The organism is Mesobacillus jeotgali (assembly GCF_002874535.1).
Classification (GTDB): Bacteria; Bacillota; Bacilli; order Bacillales; family Cytobacillaceae; genus Mesobacillus; species Mesobacillus jeotgali.
Map to the genome: position 1 here is coordinate 4,022,387 of NZ_CP025025.1, position 17,716 is coordinate 4,040,102.

Sequence of the window (17,716 nt, forward strand, 5' to 3'; positions counted from 1 at the left end):
CCCTTGCGAAATGCAAGGGTTTCTTCGTTTTATTTTGCTATTTTCAATCCTAGATGAGTCAATTGTCCACCAGGCAAAGCCTTTTCTCCCCCAAGAGCATAGATGGGATATGAACGACTCGATACATATGATTTCGTAACGTTTTCTACTTTTAATGGATTTACCAGAACAATTGCCCCATTCCTGCGATTTGCAAGCCCTGAAGCCGTAACAGCATCTGGATAATCCTCATAATCTGTTTTCACTGAAGTGCCTCTCACAAGTATCAATGTATCTGGATTTGTAAGTTTTTTTATCGTATTAATATTTGTATCATAGCGGCTATGTCCAGCTATTCTGACAACCTCGATTCCCTTACGCTTCAAGTCACTTTCAACTTGATTGCTGATAGCAGCTTCACCTCCAAGAATATACACTTTCTTAATAGCCTCTGGCAGCTGCATTGGAATTTTTTCCTTTTGTGAAAGGTAAATTGGAATATGCTTGCTCACCGAAATACTGGAAGCTGAAAGGGCATCAGCAACTGTGATCCCATTGGCGATGATTGCTTCATTTTGATTAGTTAACCCAGCAGCTCTGCCAATGTTAACGGACGTTTCGAACCTATCTTTTCCATCTATACGTTGAACGGTATACCCCTTATTCTTAAGTAATATTTCTACAGACCTATCAATGGCATTCTTACCGCCTAATAGATAGATTTTTTCCGGTTTAAGTCTAGAAATTTCATCAAGTGTAACAGTATCAATCTGTTTAGGGAAAGTTAGCAGGATCGGGCTATCCTTCATGGCAGCAATCCCTGCAGCAGACAGTGCGTCTGCTGGATTATCTGCTCTTGCAAGGATGATTGATTTTTCTTGATGTGTTAATCCACTTGGCCAGCCTTTCCTGGAAATTTTAACAGCTGTTTGAGTCCGGCTGCTCCCTTCAATACGATGATAACTGCTCGAAGATACTTTCAGCTTGTACCGGTTCTTTGACCATCTGTAGTTAAAATCGCTGATTTCAATATAGTAAGTACCCGGATTAACCCTCAATGATAATTTTTCTGTTCCACCGATGCCCAGATTGTCCATTATTTCTTCCCATTCTGTATGCCCATTGGCTACTTTTTTTATTGTAACTTTAATGTCGTGGGAAGCGGGACTAGTGGTTTGAAAAGATAAATCACTGACTTCATTATTTACAAACTTGTAGTAGTCCACATCATCGGGAATTTGGATGCTTTCCTCGTATGTATGGCCTACCTTTATCAATCTGGCCTGACTCACAGAGTTTCCCACATCGTCGTGTAATGAAGGGTTAGGCATTAGAAGTGCTTTAACAGCATCAATTTGTCCAAAGCCCTTGGTTTCAGTCCAACTACGCTCCGTTGAATTCTCTAATTTCCACTCTATTTCCGATGGAGATAATTTCGGGTCTTGGCTCAGCAACATGGAAGCAATTCCAGATACGATTGGTGCTGAAAAAGACGTACCATCCACAAACTCATACTCTTCGCGAAGACCTGTCGATACAATTCCTTCTCCTGGAGCTACAAGATCCAATGAATCACCGTAGTTAGAAAAGGCTGAGAGTTTTCCCTCTTGGTCTACACTTCCCACGCCAATAACAAATGGATATGCTGCCGGAAAGGCTACTGGAGCTCCATAATCATTACCAGTAGCAGCTATCAAAGTAATCCCCTTTATATAAGCTTCCTTGAGAGCATCGTATTCCATATGGTTCCCCTCTTCAGAACCATAGCTCATATTAATGATCTGAGCTTTGTTATCAATCGCATAGTAAATGCCTTCTATAACATCAGTCAACTGAATCGTGGTTTGATCAGTAATTTTCACGGGAAGGATTTCTACATTCTCATTAATCCCCGCTATACCGATTCCATTGTTTTTTATTCCGGCAATGATTCCTGCAATGTTTGTACCATGGCCGATTAGATCCGTCTGAAAGGGAGTATTCGCTGGAATGTCATAACCAGGAAGCACCTTTCCTGCAAGTTCAGAATGTGGATCCACTCCAGAATCAAGCACTGCAACTCTTACAGGGTGAGGGTTTTGTATATATCCCCAGGCATTATGAATATTCAAAGCAGGTATATGCCATTGATCGTTAAAAAAAGGATCATCAGATACATTCAAATGCTCATATAGATAGTTGGGTTCTACATATTCAATTCCAGGATATTGCGCTAACTTATCTAACATTTTTTGATAGCTAAAGTGAACTGGAACTTCAACAATGACGATGCCTCTGCTATCAAGAGCAGTCGGTGATTCCTTCTCTATTAAACCAAGACTCTCAAGATTAACATTCCCATTTTTTAACTTTATTAAAATCTGTCGCCCATGAATATTATTTGTGATTTCCGTCGTAGAACTTAACCTTTTAAATGATTGCTTCGAAAACTTCTCCCCAGCAAGAACTTCATGGTTGGAAGCAAATGAAAAAGCCAGGATCAATAAAGTCACGATGAATAAAGCATATTTCCTATTCCGCTTCATAGGGCATTCCCCTTTATTAAAAATTAAGAGTTTAAAGATTATTATTCTATTTTAATTCTATATATGCACAGCTCATATAAAATAGTATTTCCAGTTAATTCTATCACACTTTTAAAGTCAACTCTTATACCTTCTTAAAGGTAAAGAAAGAAGAGGAGACCAATAAGTGGTCCCCTCTTTCAAGTTATTCCATTAGCAACCTGACCACTTGACGGTCAATAACACGCTGTCCACCTAGTACATTGAAGTGCTGTAATCCATTTTCTTTTAACACGGCATCCACTTCCGATGGAACTCTGCTATATTCTACAAGTAGTAAATTATTGTTTTGTTTAGCAGCTAGCACTGCTCCTGATAGTGCATCGGGGAAACTTGTTCCGTTAGCCACCATTACCTCTTTTGAGGAAAGGTTGAATTTATTGAACAGCTTCGCCGCTGTATCATATCTATTTGCTCCGGCAATTCTCTCCGAATCCGGAATCCCTGATAATATTCTTTCGTCGATGACCGCCTTCCCACCAACTACATATGCTCCAGTACTCTTATCTAAAACTTGAGCTGTATGAAAAGGGACCCTTTCTTTTTCCACTAGAAGGACGGGATATCCTTTTTGGGCTGCTATAGTTCCAGCAGCAAGTGCATCTGGAAAGTCATGTCCATTAACGACAAAAGCTTTACCCGAAGGATTATCAATTAACCTGGAGATTTTCGCAGCAGTTTCAAACCTGTTCCCCCCGGCTATACGTTCCACCTTTAGTCCTAATGAGACCAATTTATCTTGAACTGCCTTATCAATTGCAGAATTCCCACCCAAAATCACTGCCTTTTCAGCATTTAGTCGAGAAATCTCGGCAATCGTAGCACTCGGCAAGGAATCTTTTTCTGACAGTAGCAAAGGAGCATTCAACTGATAAGCTAACGGAGTGCCCGACAGCGCATCCGGAAAGTTGTCTCCTCTGGCAATCAGAACTGTATCTGCGTGTGCCCAGCCTGTAGAAGAGATTTCTGCAGCTGTTTCGTATCTTCCAGCGCCCGCTACCCGGGTATAAGTAGGTCCGAATGATGCATTCGTCTGGTGGAACTCTCCACTATGTCCGACCCATTTGGCAATCCATGCCCAGGCAGCATGATGTGCCACCCATTCTTCTCTTCCTCGATAAGTATCTTCCTCATGAGCGGCATAAGTTCGGCCATCATAATGGCGATTTTGCATATCAAGGACTTTCTGGGCATGAAGCGGCTCCCAGTAATCACCTTTCCTGCTCGCCAGCCCATCGAAACCAAACTCGTTCGCAAAGATATCCAGTGTTGCAAATTGCATTCTCCGATCATTACCCCAATCATTCCCCTCAGGGTAATAAATGTCAGAAGAACCCTCTCTATATATAGTCCCTCCTGGGGGCAGATAATCTTGTGAATCAAATGGTACATCTACCAGACTTTTATATACGATATCCGAATTAAAGAATGCTGCTTCCGGTGTTGGCATGCCAGCCAGTGTATAATGCAAAGCAGAAGTATTATTGAACGCAATAAATTCCATATAATCGGGATGAATAAAACCATGATTTATGACGGTTCCATCTTGATTGATATTGGTCCCACTAATCCAATTTTTTATTGACTTTCCATTCACTACAGTTTCATTCTTTAAGTCAGATGGCATAGCTGCAGATGAAATCATCAATTCTAGATTTTTGGACATCCATAATTTCCAATTGCTATGATTAGGCATCATTGCTGTAGCCAGCTGCAGAATTTGAGAGTTCCATGCATTTTCTTCCGCTTTTGTGTCACCCTTATAAACGGTATTCCCTGCTGGATCCTTCCAATATGGTACTTGATAAAGAATTAAGCGGTTAGCTTCATACTCAACCATCTTCCTGACATATTCCCTCTCTGCGGCAGAAAGTTTATCCCATATCAGCCAACCTGCAAGTCCTGAAAAATTCGCCCAATGCGCTGATTGCCAGTGGCTTCCCCAGCCACCAGGAGAATTTGCTTTATGTCTATATGATAGAGAACTTACTAGCTTGACAGTTTTCTTTACAGCTTCTTCTTTTGCTACACCTGTAACCTCTGGGTCATAAAGCCCAAATGCAAGTGATGTGGCCATTCCTAATGACATAGCAGACGGATGCCGAATTTCATGTTCCAGAACACCGCCAAACTGCAAGTAGGTACTGCTTTGGCTATCAAAATCCCGAACTTCGTTCCACCATGTTGATAGCCCATATTTATTCGTATTAAGGAGAATTTCTTTTATTCTAAGCGCTTCTGAATCATTTGGATTCCCATTGTTGAAGGAGGACCATTGTATCGGATTCACAGCATTTGATTCAGCTCCAACCACATTTTGTGGAAATATTGGCATGAGCATGATCAAAGCAATCAAATATACTATTGCTTTCCACCTATTCATCTAGTTCACTCCGATCTTGGTAGTCTAGTATTCATTCTAGAGAATTCAATCTGAGTGAACAATCGGACCAATAAACCATGCTATTAGACCTAAAAAAGCCAGGAACCGTGATATTTATAACGGTTCCTGGCTTCCAGTCTCATTCTGATTTGACTTTTAGTAGTAGCTTATTGCCTGCTTTCCATACTGCTCCCAACCCTGGATAAAGCTCTTTAACGGTTTTCTTTTATTGATATACGTATCAAGCGGATCATTGAAATATACATATTGACTGTCGTATCCTGTTATAAGGACGGAATGTTCTTTCATTGTAATTCGGATAGGACCATTAGGTGTATACCACGTTTCCCAATAGCGGTCAGGAACATAGCTGAACCAGCTAGTAGTTATCACCCAGACTGGATGTCCAGCTGCTACATAATCCAGTACTTGATCGAAAGAACCTCCTGATAAATTCACGACTCTCCCAGGGAGATACTTATTGGCCAGCTCTTCGATCGGTTTATTGAAAACACCAAACCCCGGCTTACTGAAGGAATACATATCACCTACAAATCCCTCATTTGGGTCACCAAAATGCTTTTTCCCATTTATCCACCTTAAAGGAGTCGGCGACTTCCTTACTTCTCTTGCTAGCTTCATCTTATCTGCCTTAACTCCGGTATATTGAAGTAGCATTGACAAACTAGTAACCTCACAGCCTCTTGGAAGCTCAGGCATTTGTTTTACTAGTGGAGCATACAGCAGCTTTTTGGAAGGATTACTGTGAGCTTTTACTTGCACATTTACAGTCTCACTCTTATTCCCTTCACCATCCAATATGAAGAAACTGAACATCGTACCGCTTTTTTGGAGAGGAATCGATATCGAAAACTTCCCGTTAGCAGGTACATTAACAACTTTGAAATCTTTATTATTCCTTCTGATGGTTAGTTTGGTGTTAGCTGTTGCACTTCCACTTATTTTAAACACATTATCAGTTATTGTGTTGACCATAGGATTATCAAGGATAAGTGGTTCTCCATCAATCGTTCTTCTCACATTTTCATGAACTGCTCCTTGTCCGCCTAAGATCTTAATCTCATTGAATTCTGGTAACAAGGCACGCGTAGGAGTTGGAATCACACTAGTCTTGGTCAATAATATTGGGGCATTAGTCCGAGCTGCCAGAACGGATCCGGCCAAAGCATCTGCAAAATTTTCTCCCGTTGCCAAATACGCCGTCTCATTTGAAAGCTGAAGCTCGTTCATGATTTTTCTTCCGGTATCATATCGATCAGAGCCACCAATACGAACAGGATTATGTTTGGCAAGCTTTGAAACAACTGCCTTTTCCACCACTTTCTCTCCACCGATGACCAAAATGCTTATCTTATCCTGTAATGCTTTCTCAGTATGTATTGGCAAACGATCCTTCTCGGTTAAAAGAATTGGTATATTATTCTTGGCAGCATATGAGCCTATTGATAAAACATCAGGATAATTGCGACCATTTGAAATAATAGCCTGATTTGAAGGGATTAATTGTGAAATTAACGCTGCTGTCTCAAATCTGTCTCTTCCTCCGATTCTCTGAACCGTTAATCCCAAATCTATCAATCTATTAGAAATTTTACTTGATACTGCGCTTTCGCTGCCTATAATAATAATAGTTTTTGTATGTAATCTTATAATTTCCTTTTCCGTGACATAAGGCAGCCTGTCCGAATCTGTTAATAAGATTGGAGCATCATTATAAAACGCAAGCGGTCCACCGGCCAGTGCATCTGGAAAATCCGTACCTTTTGCAAGAACGACAATATCGGATACCTCCCAGCCTGCCTTCGAAATTTCCACGGCGGTTTGATATCGATCATTTCCTTGAATGCGTTCTGTTGCAGCATAAGCACTTGTCGTAAACATTACTAATAAAATAAACAAAGCAAAGCTAGTCTTTTTAATCATCATACTTCCTTTCCGTACTATTACCTTTAAATAATATTAATCTCTAATTCCAAATACCTATTTATACCCCCCTAACTAATTTACCATTTCTACCTATTTGTTTCCATATTTTTATTTTAAAATAGTTCTGTATTGCTTTATTATTTAGCATTATTTATGTTCATGATAATTCTACTTAGTCATTTACTTATTTCACAAAAATAAAAACCGGCAGTTAGCCGGTTTTAAGAGTTATTCTTATTCATAACCATTCAAATTATTGGACTGCCATTTCCAGGAATCTTTACACATTTCCTCGATTCCCTTTTCTGCTTTCCAACCTAGTTCTTCAGCTGCCTTGTCAGGATTTGCGTAACACTCGGCAATATCACCAGGACGTCGATCAACTACTTTATAGGGAATCTTCTTTCCTGATGCTTTTTCAAAAGCATTCACTACTTCAAGAACACTATAACCTGTTCCTGTTCCTAAGTTATAGGCTTCTGCCCCTGTGGCTGACAATACTTTCTCCACTGCTTTTAAGTGGCCTTTGGCAAGATCGACAACATGAATATAGTCACGGACACCAGTACCATCGACTGTTGGATAATCGCTTCCGAATACCTTCAGCTCATCCAGCTTGCCGACAGCGACCTGCGTAATGAAAGGCATCAGGTTATTCGGGATTCCATTTGGGTCTTCGCCGATCCTTCCGCTCTCATGGGCGCCTATCGGATTAAAGTAACGAAGCAGGGCTATACTCCAGCTATCGTCGGAAACATAAAGATCCCTTAAAATCTCCTCGATCATCAGCTTAGTACGCCCGTATGGGTTTGTGGCACTTAGAGGGAAGCTTTCAGAAATCGGAACTTCCTCAGGCATTCCATAAACAGTTGCCGATGAGCTGAATACCAGCTTCTTAACATTGAACTCTTGCATGACCTCACATAAAACAAGCGTCCCTGTAATGTTATTGTGATAGTACCTTAGTGGAATAGAAACGGATTCCCCCACTGCCTTTAATCCAGCAAAATGAATTACCGCATCGATGTCATTCTCTGCAAAAACCTTTCGCAAACCTTCACGATCCAATAAATCAACTTCATAAAATTTAAAATCCTGTCCCGTTATCTCTTTAACTCTTTTTAAAGCTTCAGGTTTACTATTATCAAAATTGTCAACCACGATAATTTCGTGATTCTCATTAAGCAGCTCTACACAAGTATGGGTACCAATGTAGCCAGCTCCGCCAGTTACTAGGATTGCCAATGTCGTTCCTCCTAATGATTGAATATTATATAGTATTATACCATCATATACCGAAAATTGAATCCTTCCCCAATCAAAGGAGTAATATAAATAGTAAAAAATTAGAAAGAACCGTTGAATAAATCAACGGTCCTCTCTTTTTACTTATTACTTAAGAAGATTCTTAAGCTTAGCAACAATTGAGTCACTTACGACCCCACTTCCACCAAGAACTGTGACTTTATCAAGGTTTTTGCTATTGATAAACTTCTCAGTTTCAGCAGAAAGGTTTTCGTCAGTAAGTAATACTCCAGTACCATCCTTAGCAGCTAACGCAGCTCCAGATAGAGCATCAGCAAATCCTTTGCCAGTAGCTAGATAGTAATGGTTTGAATCTTTGTGGAAGTATTCTGCAACCTTAGCGGCTGTGTCATAACGGTTTTGTCCTCCAAGACGGTAACCATATGGAAGGTCACCCTTTACATCATTTGATACAACACTTGTACCACCGACTACCAATGACTTGGATGCACCAAGGTCACGGATTGTCTTAGCTGTTACGCCTGGAAGTGAGTCAGCTTGTGTCAACAGGATTGGCATTCCCTTAGCTGCTGCAAATGACGCAACAGACAATGCATCAGGGAAGTCATTTCCGTTTACAACGACAACTTCTTCTACTCCTTCTGGAGCAACATGCTTAGCGATTTTAGCTGCTGTATCATAACGGTCAGAACCGGATAGACGAACAACTTTGATTCCCTTATCCTCAAGAGCTTCTTGAGTAGCTTCATTTACCGCTCCTGTTCCACCAAGGATGTATACAGTTTTAGCTCCTAAGCGGTTAATTTCATCACTTGCTTGCTTCGTGAACTTATTTGGTTCAGTGAGCAATAGTGGTGCATTGAACTTTTTAGCCAACGGAACACCAGCAAGTGCATCTGCATAGTTATCTCCACGAGCAAGGACTACAGTCTCAGCCCCAGAATCCCAGCCCTTCTTGCTGACTTCAACAGCTGTCTTATAGCGGCCGTCACCTGCAAGACGATTAACGCGTGAAGCATCTGTGTTACGGTGAATCTTAACTTCTTCTACTGTTTCGTTTCCAGCAATATCAGTAACCTTCACTGTGAAGACATTGTCGCCTTCTTGCAATTTAAGCGGTACTTCTACTGTCTGTGTTCCTTCACCCAAAATAGAAACAGGATCTTCGATAGATTGATCATATAAATGGTTGTCATCTACAAATAGTGAGAAGTATTTGAAGTTATCCTTCATTTCAACGTTTACTTTCACTTCTCCAACAGAGTTGTCAACAAATGCCGGTGCGTCAGTTGTAACAGTTGGCTTCGCTGTATCAATGAATACTTTTCTCGAGATAGAGTATTCATTTCCAGAAACATCTGTTGCAGTGATGATTACATCATGCTTGCCATCCTGATCAAATTTAGCCTTTCCAGTGAAGAAGAAAGCTCCCTCTTTTTCATCGTAAGATACAGCAACAGGTTTGCCGTTTACAGTGACCTCTGCCACCTTGACATTTTCCTCAACGTATCCTTCGACAGTGATTTCTTTCGTGTTATATGCACCATAAGGTTCTGGTGAATCAACTAAAAGAAGCGGACTTTCAGTATCACCATTCGCAACTTCGTCATAACCAACATTGTATGCATGGTCAACGGCGTGAACCTGTAACAAAGTTCCTTCTGGAAGATTGTCAAATGTGTAAGAGGTAACATCTGCGCCAAGTTCTTCTACGACTTCGCCATTAGCTACAACTACATAATCTGAAATTCCTACACCTTCATCTTTAGCTTCCCACTTAAGCTCTCCTGTCTTTTCGTCGAAAGTTACAGCAACTTCAGGAGCTGTTGTATCTACATATACTGGAATCTTCTTGGATTGCCAATCAGCTCCAGCATAGTCTACTACAGACTTTACTTCATAGTAGTAAAGTCCATCTTCCACGTTTTTGCCCTTTACTGTTCCATCCCAAATGGCGCTTGAGTTGTAAGTATACCCAGGGTTGCTTCCGCCATCGATAAAAGTCTTACGAACATTCTTCTGCATAAATACTCTTCTTAGCAAGTTATCATTCTCGTCGAGAATGTTGTACTGGACCTCTTTAGCATTTCTCAAGACACCAAGGAATGGATTCATGTTTTCCAAAGTTTCATCACCATTTGGTGATAAAGCATAATATCCCTTTTCTGGCACAGGAGAATTAAAGTATTCATCATTATCAACCAGGACATCATCTACACCATAGTCGAAATACTTTACTTCATCATTTACTCTGAATCCATCCAAGATATCCGGACGATCCCATTCTCCATAGAAACCAAGGAAAGGTACGTTAAGCTTGGCTTCTGCAAGGGTAGGATCTGTGAATTGAACGAAGCCTTCGACGAAGATGTCTTCAACCAAGTCCTTACTAGTTGCTTTACCATCTTTATCGATTCCAGGAATCTTAGCACCTGTTAAGTCAAAAGATACTGTAAAGTCAACTGATTCACCTGCAGGAACTGTTACTGTTTTAGGCGCAACCACTTTTGCACCCTGAATGTCACCAGCAATCAATGCGTTTTGGTCAGGAGCACCTTCAACTTCTTGATACGTATCTGTCAGCAGACGTGTATTCACATTGTAAGTAACATCCTTATCAGAAATGTTCGTAGCAGTAAGTGTGAAGCTTTGAGACTTAGCTTTGAAATCCTTCAATTCGACTTTTGCTTCTCCAGTATTCTTATTAACGACAAATACAGGAGTATCAACTGCAGCAAATGTCTGCATCATACCAGCACCCTGTCTTCTAGGAGAGAAAGGCTGGCCATTCAGGTCTTCGACCACTTTTGCTGAGTTCATCAGCAAGATCTTTGCAAATCTAGTATACTCAGAAGCTTCTAAATCCTTAAAGCGCTCATCGGTCTTCAAGTATTGCTGGATAAGAGCTGATCCGCCGGCAACATGAGGAGCCGCCATGGATGTACCACTCATAAGACCGTAAGAATCATTTTGGAGAGTAGATAAAATATTTCCTCCTGGAGCAGTGATTTCAGGCTTCATTTCAAGACTTGGAGTTGTTCCCCAAGAAGTGAAGTCAGTCATTCTGCCCATTTCAGGATCTTCATTCTTATTCAATTGTTCAGTACCAAGAGTCTTAAGGTTTTGTTCTTCAACTACTTTACGAAGAGCCTCACCATCTGCAAAAGTAATCTTTGTGAATGGGATGTCCCAGCCACCCTGGTCTTTATAGAACATTCCTCCAGCACCATTGTCATAAACAATAATTCCGGCAGCGCCTGCTGCAGCAGCATTTTGAGTTTTATCATAGAAAGTCAGTGCTCCACGTTTGACTAAAACAACCTTGCCCTCTACATCAAGGCCTGCGTAGTCTCCTGGGTGCCCTAGCTTACCTTCAAGGCTCACGATTTCCTTATCAGCAAGGTCCGCCCAGTTGTCACGGCCATAACCAACTGCACTGAAACCTGAGTCATCAACAGTCAATTTAGTCTCATAAAGATACCCTTCGTTTCCGGAAGCTGCTACCTGCAATGTATCAGGGTTAAGTCCTGGAGCTCCTACCACACCGATATCCGGGTTTTCGTAGTTAGGGTTATCCCATCCGTAACCAATATGGCCTGAGTTACCAGCAGAAACAGCAGCTAAGACACCATTATCTACTGCTCTAGTAATCGCCAAGTCTTCAACACTCTCAGGCTCGTAGAAAGAAGCTGTGCTTCCCAAACTCATGTTCAGGACATCAGCACCCAATTTAATCGCATCATCAATTGCAGCCAAATATACATCTGACCATGTTGATGGGTAAAGTGGATCGTTTGAGAAAACTTTCATCGCCAACACCTGAGATTCAGGCGCAACTCCCTGGAGGCCGCCATTTTCCACATCACCATTCGCTGCAACTGTACCTGCAACGTGCATACCGTGCATGGAAGCATCCGGTCCAAGATCCAGAATAGTATCATTCATATCATAGTAGTTGAAGCCATAAGGAACCTTTTCAGTAAAGTACTTGCCTTTAAGACCTGCTTCTTCTACTAGTTCTTTAACTTCGCTTTCCTCTAGATCGCCTTCGACTCCTTCACTTAGAACAAAGTCCTTATGAGATGGATCCACGCCTGTATCAATGACAGCTACAACCTGGCCTTCCCCTTTGAATTTTGCATCTCCCCAGGTTTGGTAGGACTGGATGAACTGATGGCTTTTATTCATGTTCGGCTGTACTTCAGGTCGATTATATTCATTGCTCAAGTATACATTTTTAACTCCAGCTGTATTTTCAATTTTAGAGATATCACCATATGTAACCTCTCCGCTAAAGCCATTGAAGACAGTAGAGAAATTGCCTTTATACTTAACTTTGATACCCTTTGTTGCCAGGGCTTTTTTCACATTTTGTTGTTGCTTTTCAACTTTAGCAGCCAGGTCCTGCTTTGTTTTATCCGGAAGTTCTTTGAACAATTTTTTATTTTTAGTTGCGTATTCAATCGGAGTTTCTCCTTCAACTTCAACAATTACGCGAACCTTGTCCGAGACCTTGAAATTAGCTTTTGATTGCAGTTTTGTCTTATCAAATGCTTTCCTGCCATCTAATTGTTTCGTAATAACAGGCTTTGACGGCTTCGAATTATTCATAGTTTCCGCTAATGCGAAGTTCACATTAGAGAATAACAATGAACCAGCCAATAAATACGTAAACGGCTTTCTAAGTTTCAACCCATTTTCCTCCCTAGTAATATATTGAAAAAAGTTAAACGAATGTGAAAAAAGACCCCCATTTCTTTTAATATTTAGAAAATACAGTTTAATTCTACGAGATATTTCCATTTGAGTCAATTTAAACTAGGCAAATTTTATTATATTTTTATACTATTTTAAAAATTTATTATTTATTGAATATACCGACATAGTACAAAAAAAGAAGAGTACTGAATTCAGCACTCTTCTCTATCAATCTTCTTACTTTTTAATATTCAATACACGGCCTTCGATCTTAGGATCTACAGTTCCTTTTGCCTTGATGTAATTTACTAATGCATCGAGATCAACTACATCGATTGTCTTATCAGTAATAGTAGCTAGAACCGCATAACCGTCTCCGCCACCAGCCATATAGTTATTAACAGTAATTGAATATTTTTGATCCATCGCCACATCGGTTCCGTCATTCTTCTTGATGGATACAATGCGGTCTCCTGCAGCTCTTGAATCATCATATTCAACCTTCAAACCAGAGATTGGCATGATACGGACTTTACTTCCCCATTGCTGCTCAAGCAATGTTTTAATCTGCTCGCCAGTTACATTCATTTTCACAAGATCATTACCGAATGGCTGGACTGTGAAAGCTTCCTTCCAGGTAATAGGGCCTGCATCAATATCTCCACGGACTCCGCCTGAGTTCATGAAAGCAAAATCAGTCTTTGTCTGCTCGCGCATTGAATCGGCAATTAGGTTGCCCATCGCAGACTCTCCAAAAGCGTTTGCCTCTCGGCTAATATAGTTTGGAGTTTCTCCAATCACTTCGTTCAAAATTGGCGCAACATCTGCTAAATATTCATCAAGAATAGCCTTGATTTTAGCATCTGGTGTGATTTTATCACGATAAGTCGTAACGATTTCTGCTTTACCAGAAACCACATCTTTTGTTTTAGGGTCAATCATAAGGTCTACATCAGAGAATGCAGTACCAGAAGAGTATGATTGAACCACGATTTTGCCGTCAACTGTTGTGTTTGTAAAAGCGTGGTTGTGTCCTCCGAAAAGAACGTCAACTTCATCATCAACATTTTTAGCAATATCTACAAGTTCTTCGCCTGCTCCCGATCCATCAAAATTTGAGTAAGATGGGTTATGTGCTAAAACAACAATTGCTTCAACGCCTTTTGCTTTTAGTTCAGCAGCGTATTTGTTGATTGCAGCAGTTTCATCTGTGAACTCAATGTCCGCTACTGCACTTGGGATTACAATGTTAGGAGTATCTGATAGAGCAACACCAATGAAGCCAATCGGGACTCCGTTTACCTCTTCAATGTGGTACGGATCAAGGATCAATTCTTTAGAAGTTTTATCTACAATATTAGCTGCTACATAAGGGAAGTCAGCTCCACCAAACTCGCCATACTTTTCAACAGTTTTAGGGTGGCTTCCTCCATCAATGAGACGATTCATTTCTGCAACGCCTTCATCGAATTCATGGTTACCAACAGTTCCAACATCAAATCCAAGCTCATTTAAGATCTTAATCGTTGGCTCATCCTGCAATAATGCCGAAACCGGTGAGCTAGCACCTACAGCATCCCCTGCATGGACCATTAAAGTATAAGGATTTTGTGCTTCGCGTTCTTTCAAGTATGCAGCCAGATATTCAACTCCACCAGCGTTAATCTTGGAATTGTAAGTATCTAGCTGGCCGTGGAAGTCATTGATTCCAAGTAGTTGAACCTCAAAAGGTTTCATCATATCCAACTGGTACTTAGCGAAACCATTTGCACCATTACCAACATACTTAATGTTTTCAGAGCTATCCGCAAAAGCCTTAGCTGCTGGTGACGATTCAAATGTAACATTTACATTCGTGTTGATTGGCGCAAGGCTCCAGTTCTGGTCTGCAGATGGATTGATCGTCTTATTCTTGATGATGTAGTTCATGACAACTTGTCTGTTTTCATCAGGTGATGCGTAAATGACTCTTTGTCCGTCTGGATTTGCAAGCTTAGTGAATGAAGCACGGTAATTGTTTGTAGCAATGATAAATTGCTGGTCATCTGCAACCGGCTTCCCTTCATAAGAAAGCTTTTTAATTCTGCTTGCACCCTCGTTGATCACTTTGCCGTCTTTATCATACTTTGCTGGCTGAGTTACATCGATTTCATACGTAACTCCATCAAGAGTATCGAAGTTATATACAGGGAAAGCACTGTTAATCAACGATTGTTCAGTTGTTACAGCAGGATTAATTTGATTGAAGTTTGCTGCTGTCCACTCTAAATATTCTTTGACTTGAGCTCCAGAAAGTTTAAGTGCAGACACAGTATTATTATACTTATATAAATCTGAAACGTTCTTTACAGAAATATCACCCGCAGGGAAGTAAGTGTATTCATCTGCTCCGTTTCTTCCTGCCTTGAATGGTGCAGCAGAAGATAGGACTGGTAGACCTTCATACTCTGTACCTTTCAGGACGTCTTCAATATATTCTTTTTGAGCATTGCTTACGATTTGCACGGATGGGTCATCCTGTACGCGTGCAAAATAGCTGTAAATTGGCTCGGTAGTTTTACCAATCGGCTGGTTGATATATTCAACAGTAGCCTCATGGGATGGTTTCATGACATCAGTGATCTTTTTATCAGCTGGTGCGTCTTTCGCAGAAAGAACCTCTGACTTGGATCCCTTTACGCCCCATTTGCCGTCTACTTTTTCCAAAGTAAGGTCGATGACACCAAGGTGGCTACCATCAACTACTGACTGAACAGCTGCAACGCCATTGATTGTTCCATTAACACTATCGACACCAGCAATACCATCGTAGTCCTTAGATGGGAAAGCTTTGTGTGTATGTCCGAACAGAATTGCATCGATTCCTTCGACTTCACTTAAAGCAAAAACTGTATTTTCTTTATTGCTCTTATCCTCATCGAATCCAGTATGTGCTAACGTTACAACAACTTCAGCGCCATCCTTCTTCATTTGTGGAACCCACTTCTTAGCAGAAGCGACAACATCTTCAGTTACGACCTTGCCTTCAAGGTTCGCTTTGTCCCACTGCATGATTTGCGGTGCAACGAAACCGATAACCCCAACCTTAACGATATGCTTCTTGCCTGCTTCGTCTACCACTTCTTTGTCAATGATCTGATAAGGCTTTACAAAGTTCTTATCGTTAGTAGGATCATTATCATGGTCATCTTCGTATACGTTAGCAGAAACAAATGGGAATTCTGCGGTTTTCATGCTGCCTTCAAGGAAATCAAGACCATAGTTGAATTCATGGTTTCCAAGTGTTGCAGCGTCATAATTCAGTTCATTCATAGCTTCATAGATTGGATGCTTTTCATTCTTGATCAAAGAACTGGAAACTACAGCATCGCCACCAAGTATCGTAACAGACTTGCCATCAACAAGCTCTGCTACTTTCTTCAGCATGGAATCCTTATCGACAAGAACGACTGGAGCATCTTCTTTTGCTGCAAGAACCGAACCTGCCAATGCATCAGCAAATCCACGTCCTGTTGCAACGAAAACTCTTGTTTTAACACTATCAAGTTCAGTTGCTACCTTATAGGATGTATCGAAACGGCTATTTCCACCGAAACGGCTCGCCCCTTTAACAGACTCTTCAACTTTGTCGCTGATAACGCTCGTGCCACCGACTAAAATGGTCTCAGTAACCCCATTTAAAGCAGCCTTCGTTTCAACTGGGAGTGCTGCTGCGTCTGTCAATAAAATCGGAAGGCCATTCTTAGCTGCATATGGAGCTACAGAAATAGCATCCGGATAGTTGTGGCCATTTACCAATATTGCTTTCTTGCTGTTGCCTAATTCTTCTGCTACAAGAGCAGCTGTGTCAAAACGGTTTTCTCCGCCAAGACGTTTAACCCAAAGCTTCATTTTGTGTGATAGTGTAGATTGGATATCTGCGGATACAGCTCCTGTACCACCTACAATTACTACACGTTTTGCACCAAGGCGTTTGATCTCAGCTTTAGTATCTGCATTTAATTTATCAGATTGTGTCAATAGAATCGGTGCGTTGTATTTATAAGCTAGCGGGGCTGCTGCCAAAGCATCAGCAAATTCATCAGCTCTAACAAGAACGACTGTCTCTGCTGAATCCCATCCTTCTTTTGAGATATCAATAGCTGTTTCAAAACGGCCAAATCCAGCCAGACGGTCGACAAAAGTTAAAGGATTAACCTTTGCAACATAGTCAGTAAATGGGTTACCTTGAAGCATATCCCCATTATCCAATAATAGGTTGTTAGCGTTTTCACTTCTTTCAGCCTTAATTAAGGTAGAAACCTTCGCTAACCCTTTTGTGGCTTCTGTATCAGTAAAATAGTCATGATTCATGATGCTGCCATGAACGTCAGTTGTCTCCATGATTTTCAGCTTCACAAGTGCCTCGCTTGACATAACCTTTGTCGGCGTGCCCTCAGCAAACACTGATGAACCATACATTGGAGAAGCTAGTAAACCAACAGTTAAAGCAGATACAGCTAGTCCATTTAATTTCTTTTTGAACTCTTTCTTCACCCTATTCCCACCTCTCTAGTAAGTAACAGCAAATCTATTATATATGCAAAACTAGTAAGAATATATCATTTTTTGTAAAAAAAGTGTGAAATTTTTATTAATTTGTTTTATTGTTTTTTTTACAAAAATAGAGTTCCAGAAAAACTTCACTCACTTGTAAAAAGAAGATCTATTAAAAGAAAAGAATTTTAACAGCAATTACCATATCCGCGTACACACAATAATGAATTAAAACTATTCGGCAAAAAGAATATTGAATGAATTAGCAGCCAAAATAATATAAGACATTTTCCATTTTGAAAAATAAGGATATTCAAAACCGTGGTTTTTTGGTATTCTATTT

General features: G+C 40.6%; 6 protein-coding genes. All 6 read right to left on the reverse strand.

Translation table 11 applies throughout. The features are described 5' to 3' along the window. Positions 1–29 precede the first annotated feature (29 nt). A complete protein-coding gene (locus tag CD004_RS20265) occupies positions 30–2,504 on the reverse strand; it encodes a S8 family serine peptidase (protein WP_102264408.1) in 2,475 nt (824 codons plus the stop codon). Between the two features lie 184 nt (positions 2,505–2,688). Beyond that, on the reverse strand, positions 2,689–4,926 hold the full coding sequence (locus CD004_RS20270) for a cell wall-binding repeat-containing protein (RefSeq protein WP_102264409.1): 2,238 nt from the start codon (positions 4,924–4,926) through the stop codon (positions 2,689–2,691). A gap of 156 nt (positions 4,927–5,082) precedes the next feature. After that, positions 5,083–6,873, reverse strand: coding sequence for a cell wall-binding repeat-containing protein (locus CD004_RS20275; RefSeq protein ID WP_102264410.1), 1,791 nt, complete (start codon positions 6,871–6,873; stop codon positions 5,083–5,085). 234 nt (positions 6,874–7,107) lie between these two features. After that, on the reverse strand, positions 7,108–8,118 hold the full coding sequence (galE, locus tag CD004_RS20280; protein ID WP_102264411.1) for a UDP-glucose 4-epimerase GalE: 1,011 nt from the start codon (positions 8,116–8,118) through the stop codon (positions 7,108–7,110). A 147-nt stretch (positions 8,119–8,265) separates the two neighbouring features. Continuing rightward, positions 8,266–12,831, reverse strand: coding sequence for a cell wall-binding repeat-containing protein (locus CD004_RS24620; protein WP_102264412.1), 4,566 nt, complete (start codon positions 12,829–12,831; stop codon positions 8,266–8,268). Positions 12,832–13,074: 243 nt separating this feature from the next. Further along, the gene (locus tag CD004_RS20290; protein WP_102264413.1) at positions 13,075–17,373 is read right to left on the reverse strand and encodes a bifunctional 2',3'-cyclic-nucleotide 2'-phosphodiesterase/3'-nucleotidase; all 4,299 of its coding nucleotides are present in this window, start codon (positions 17,371–17,373) and stop codon (positions 13,075–13,077) included. Between the last annotated feature and the right edge of the window lie 343 nt (positions 17,374–17,716).

Bases quoted from the DNA above. Each gene is read 5' to 3' on its own strand.
- CD004_RS20265 (WP_102264408.1), bottom strand. From the start codon at position 2,504: ATGAAGCGGAATAGGAAATATGCTTTATTCATCGTGACTTTATTGATC.
- CD004_RS20270 (WP_102264409.1), bottom strand. From the start codon at position 4,926: ATGAATAGGTGGAAAGCAATAGTATATTTGATTGCTTTGATCATGCTC.
- CD004_RS20275 (WP_102264410.1), bottom strand. From the start codon at position 6,873: ATGATGATTAAAAAGACTAGCTTTGCTTTGTTTATTTTATTAGTAATG.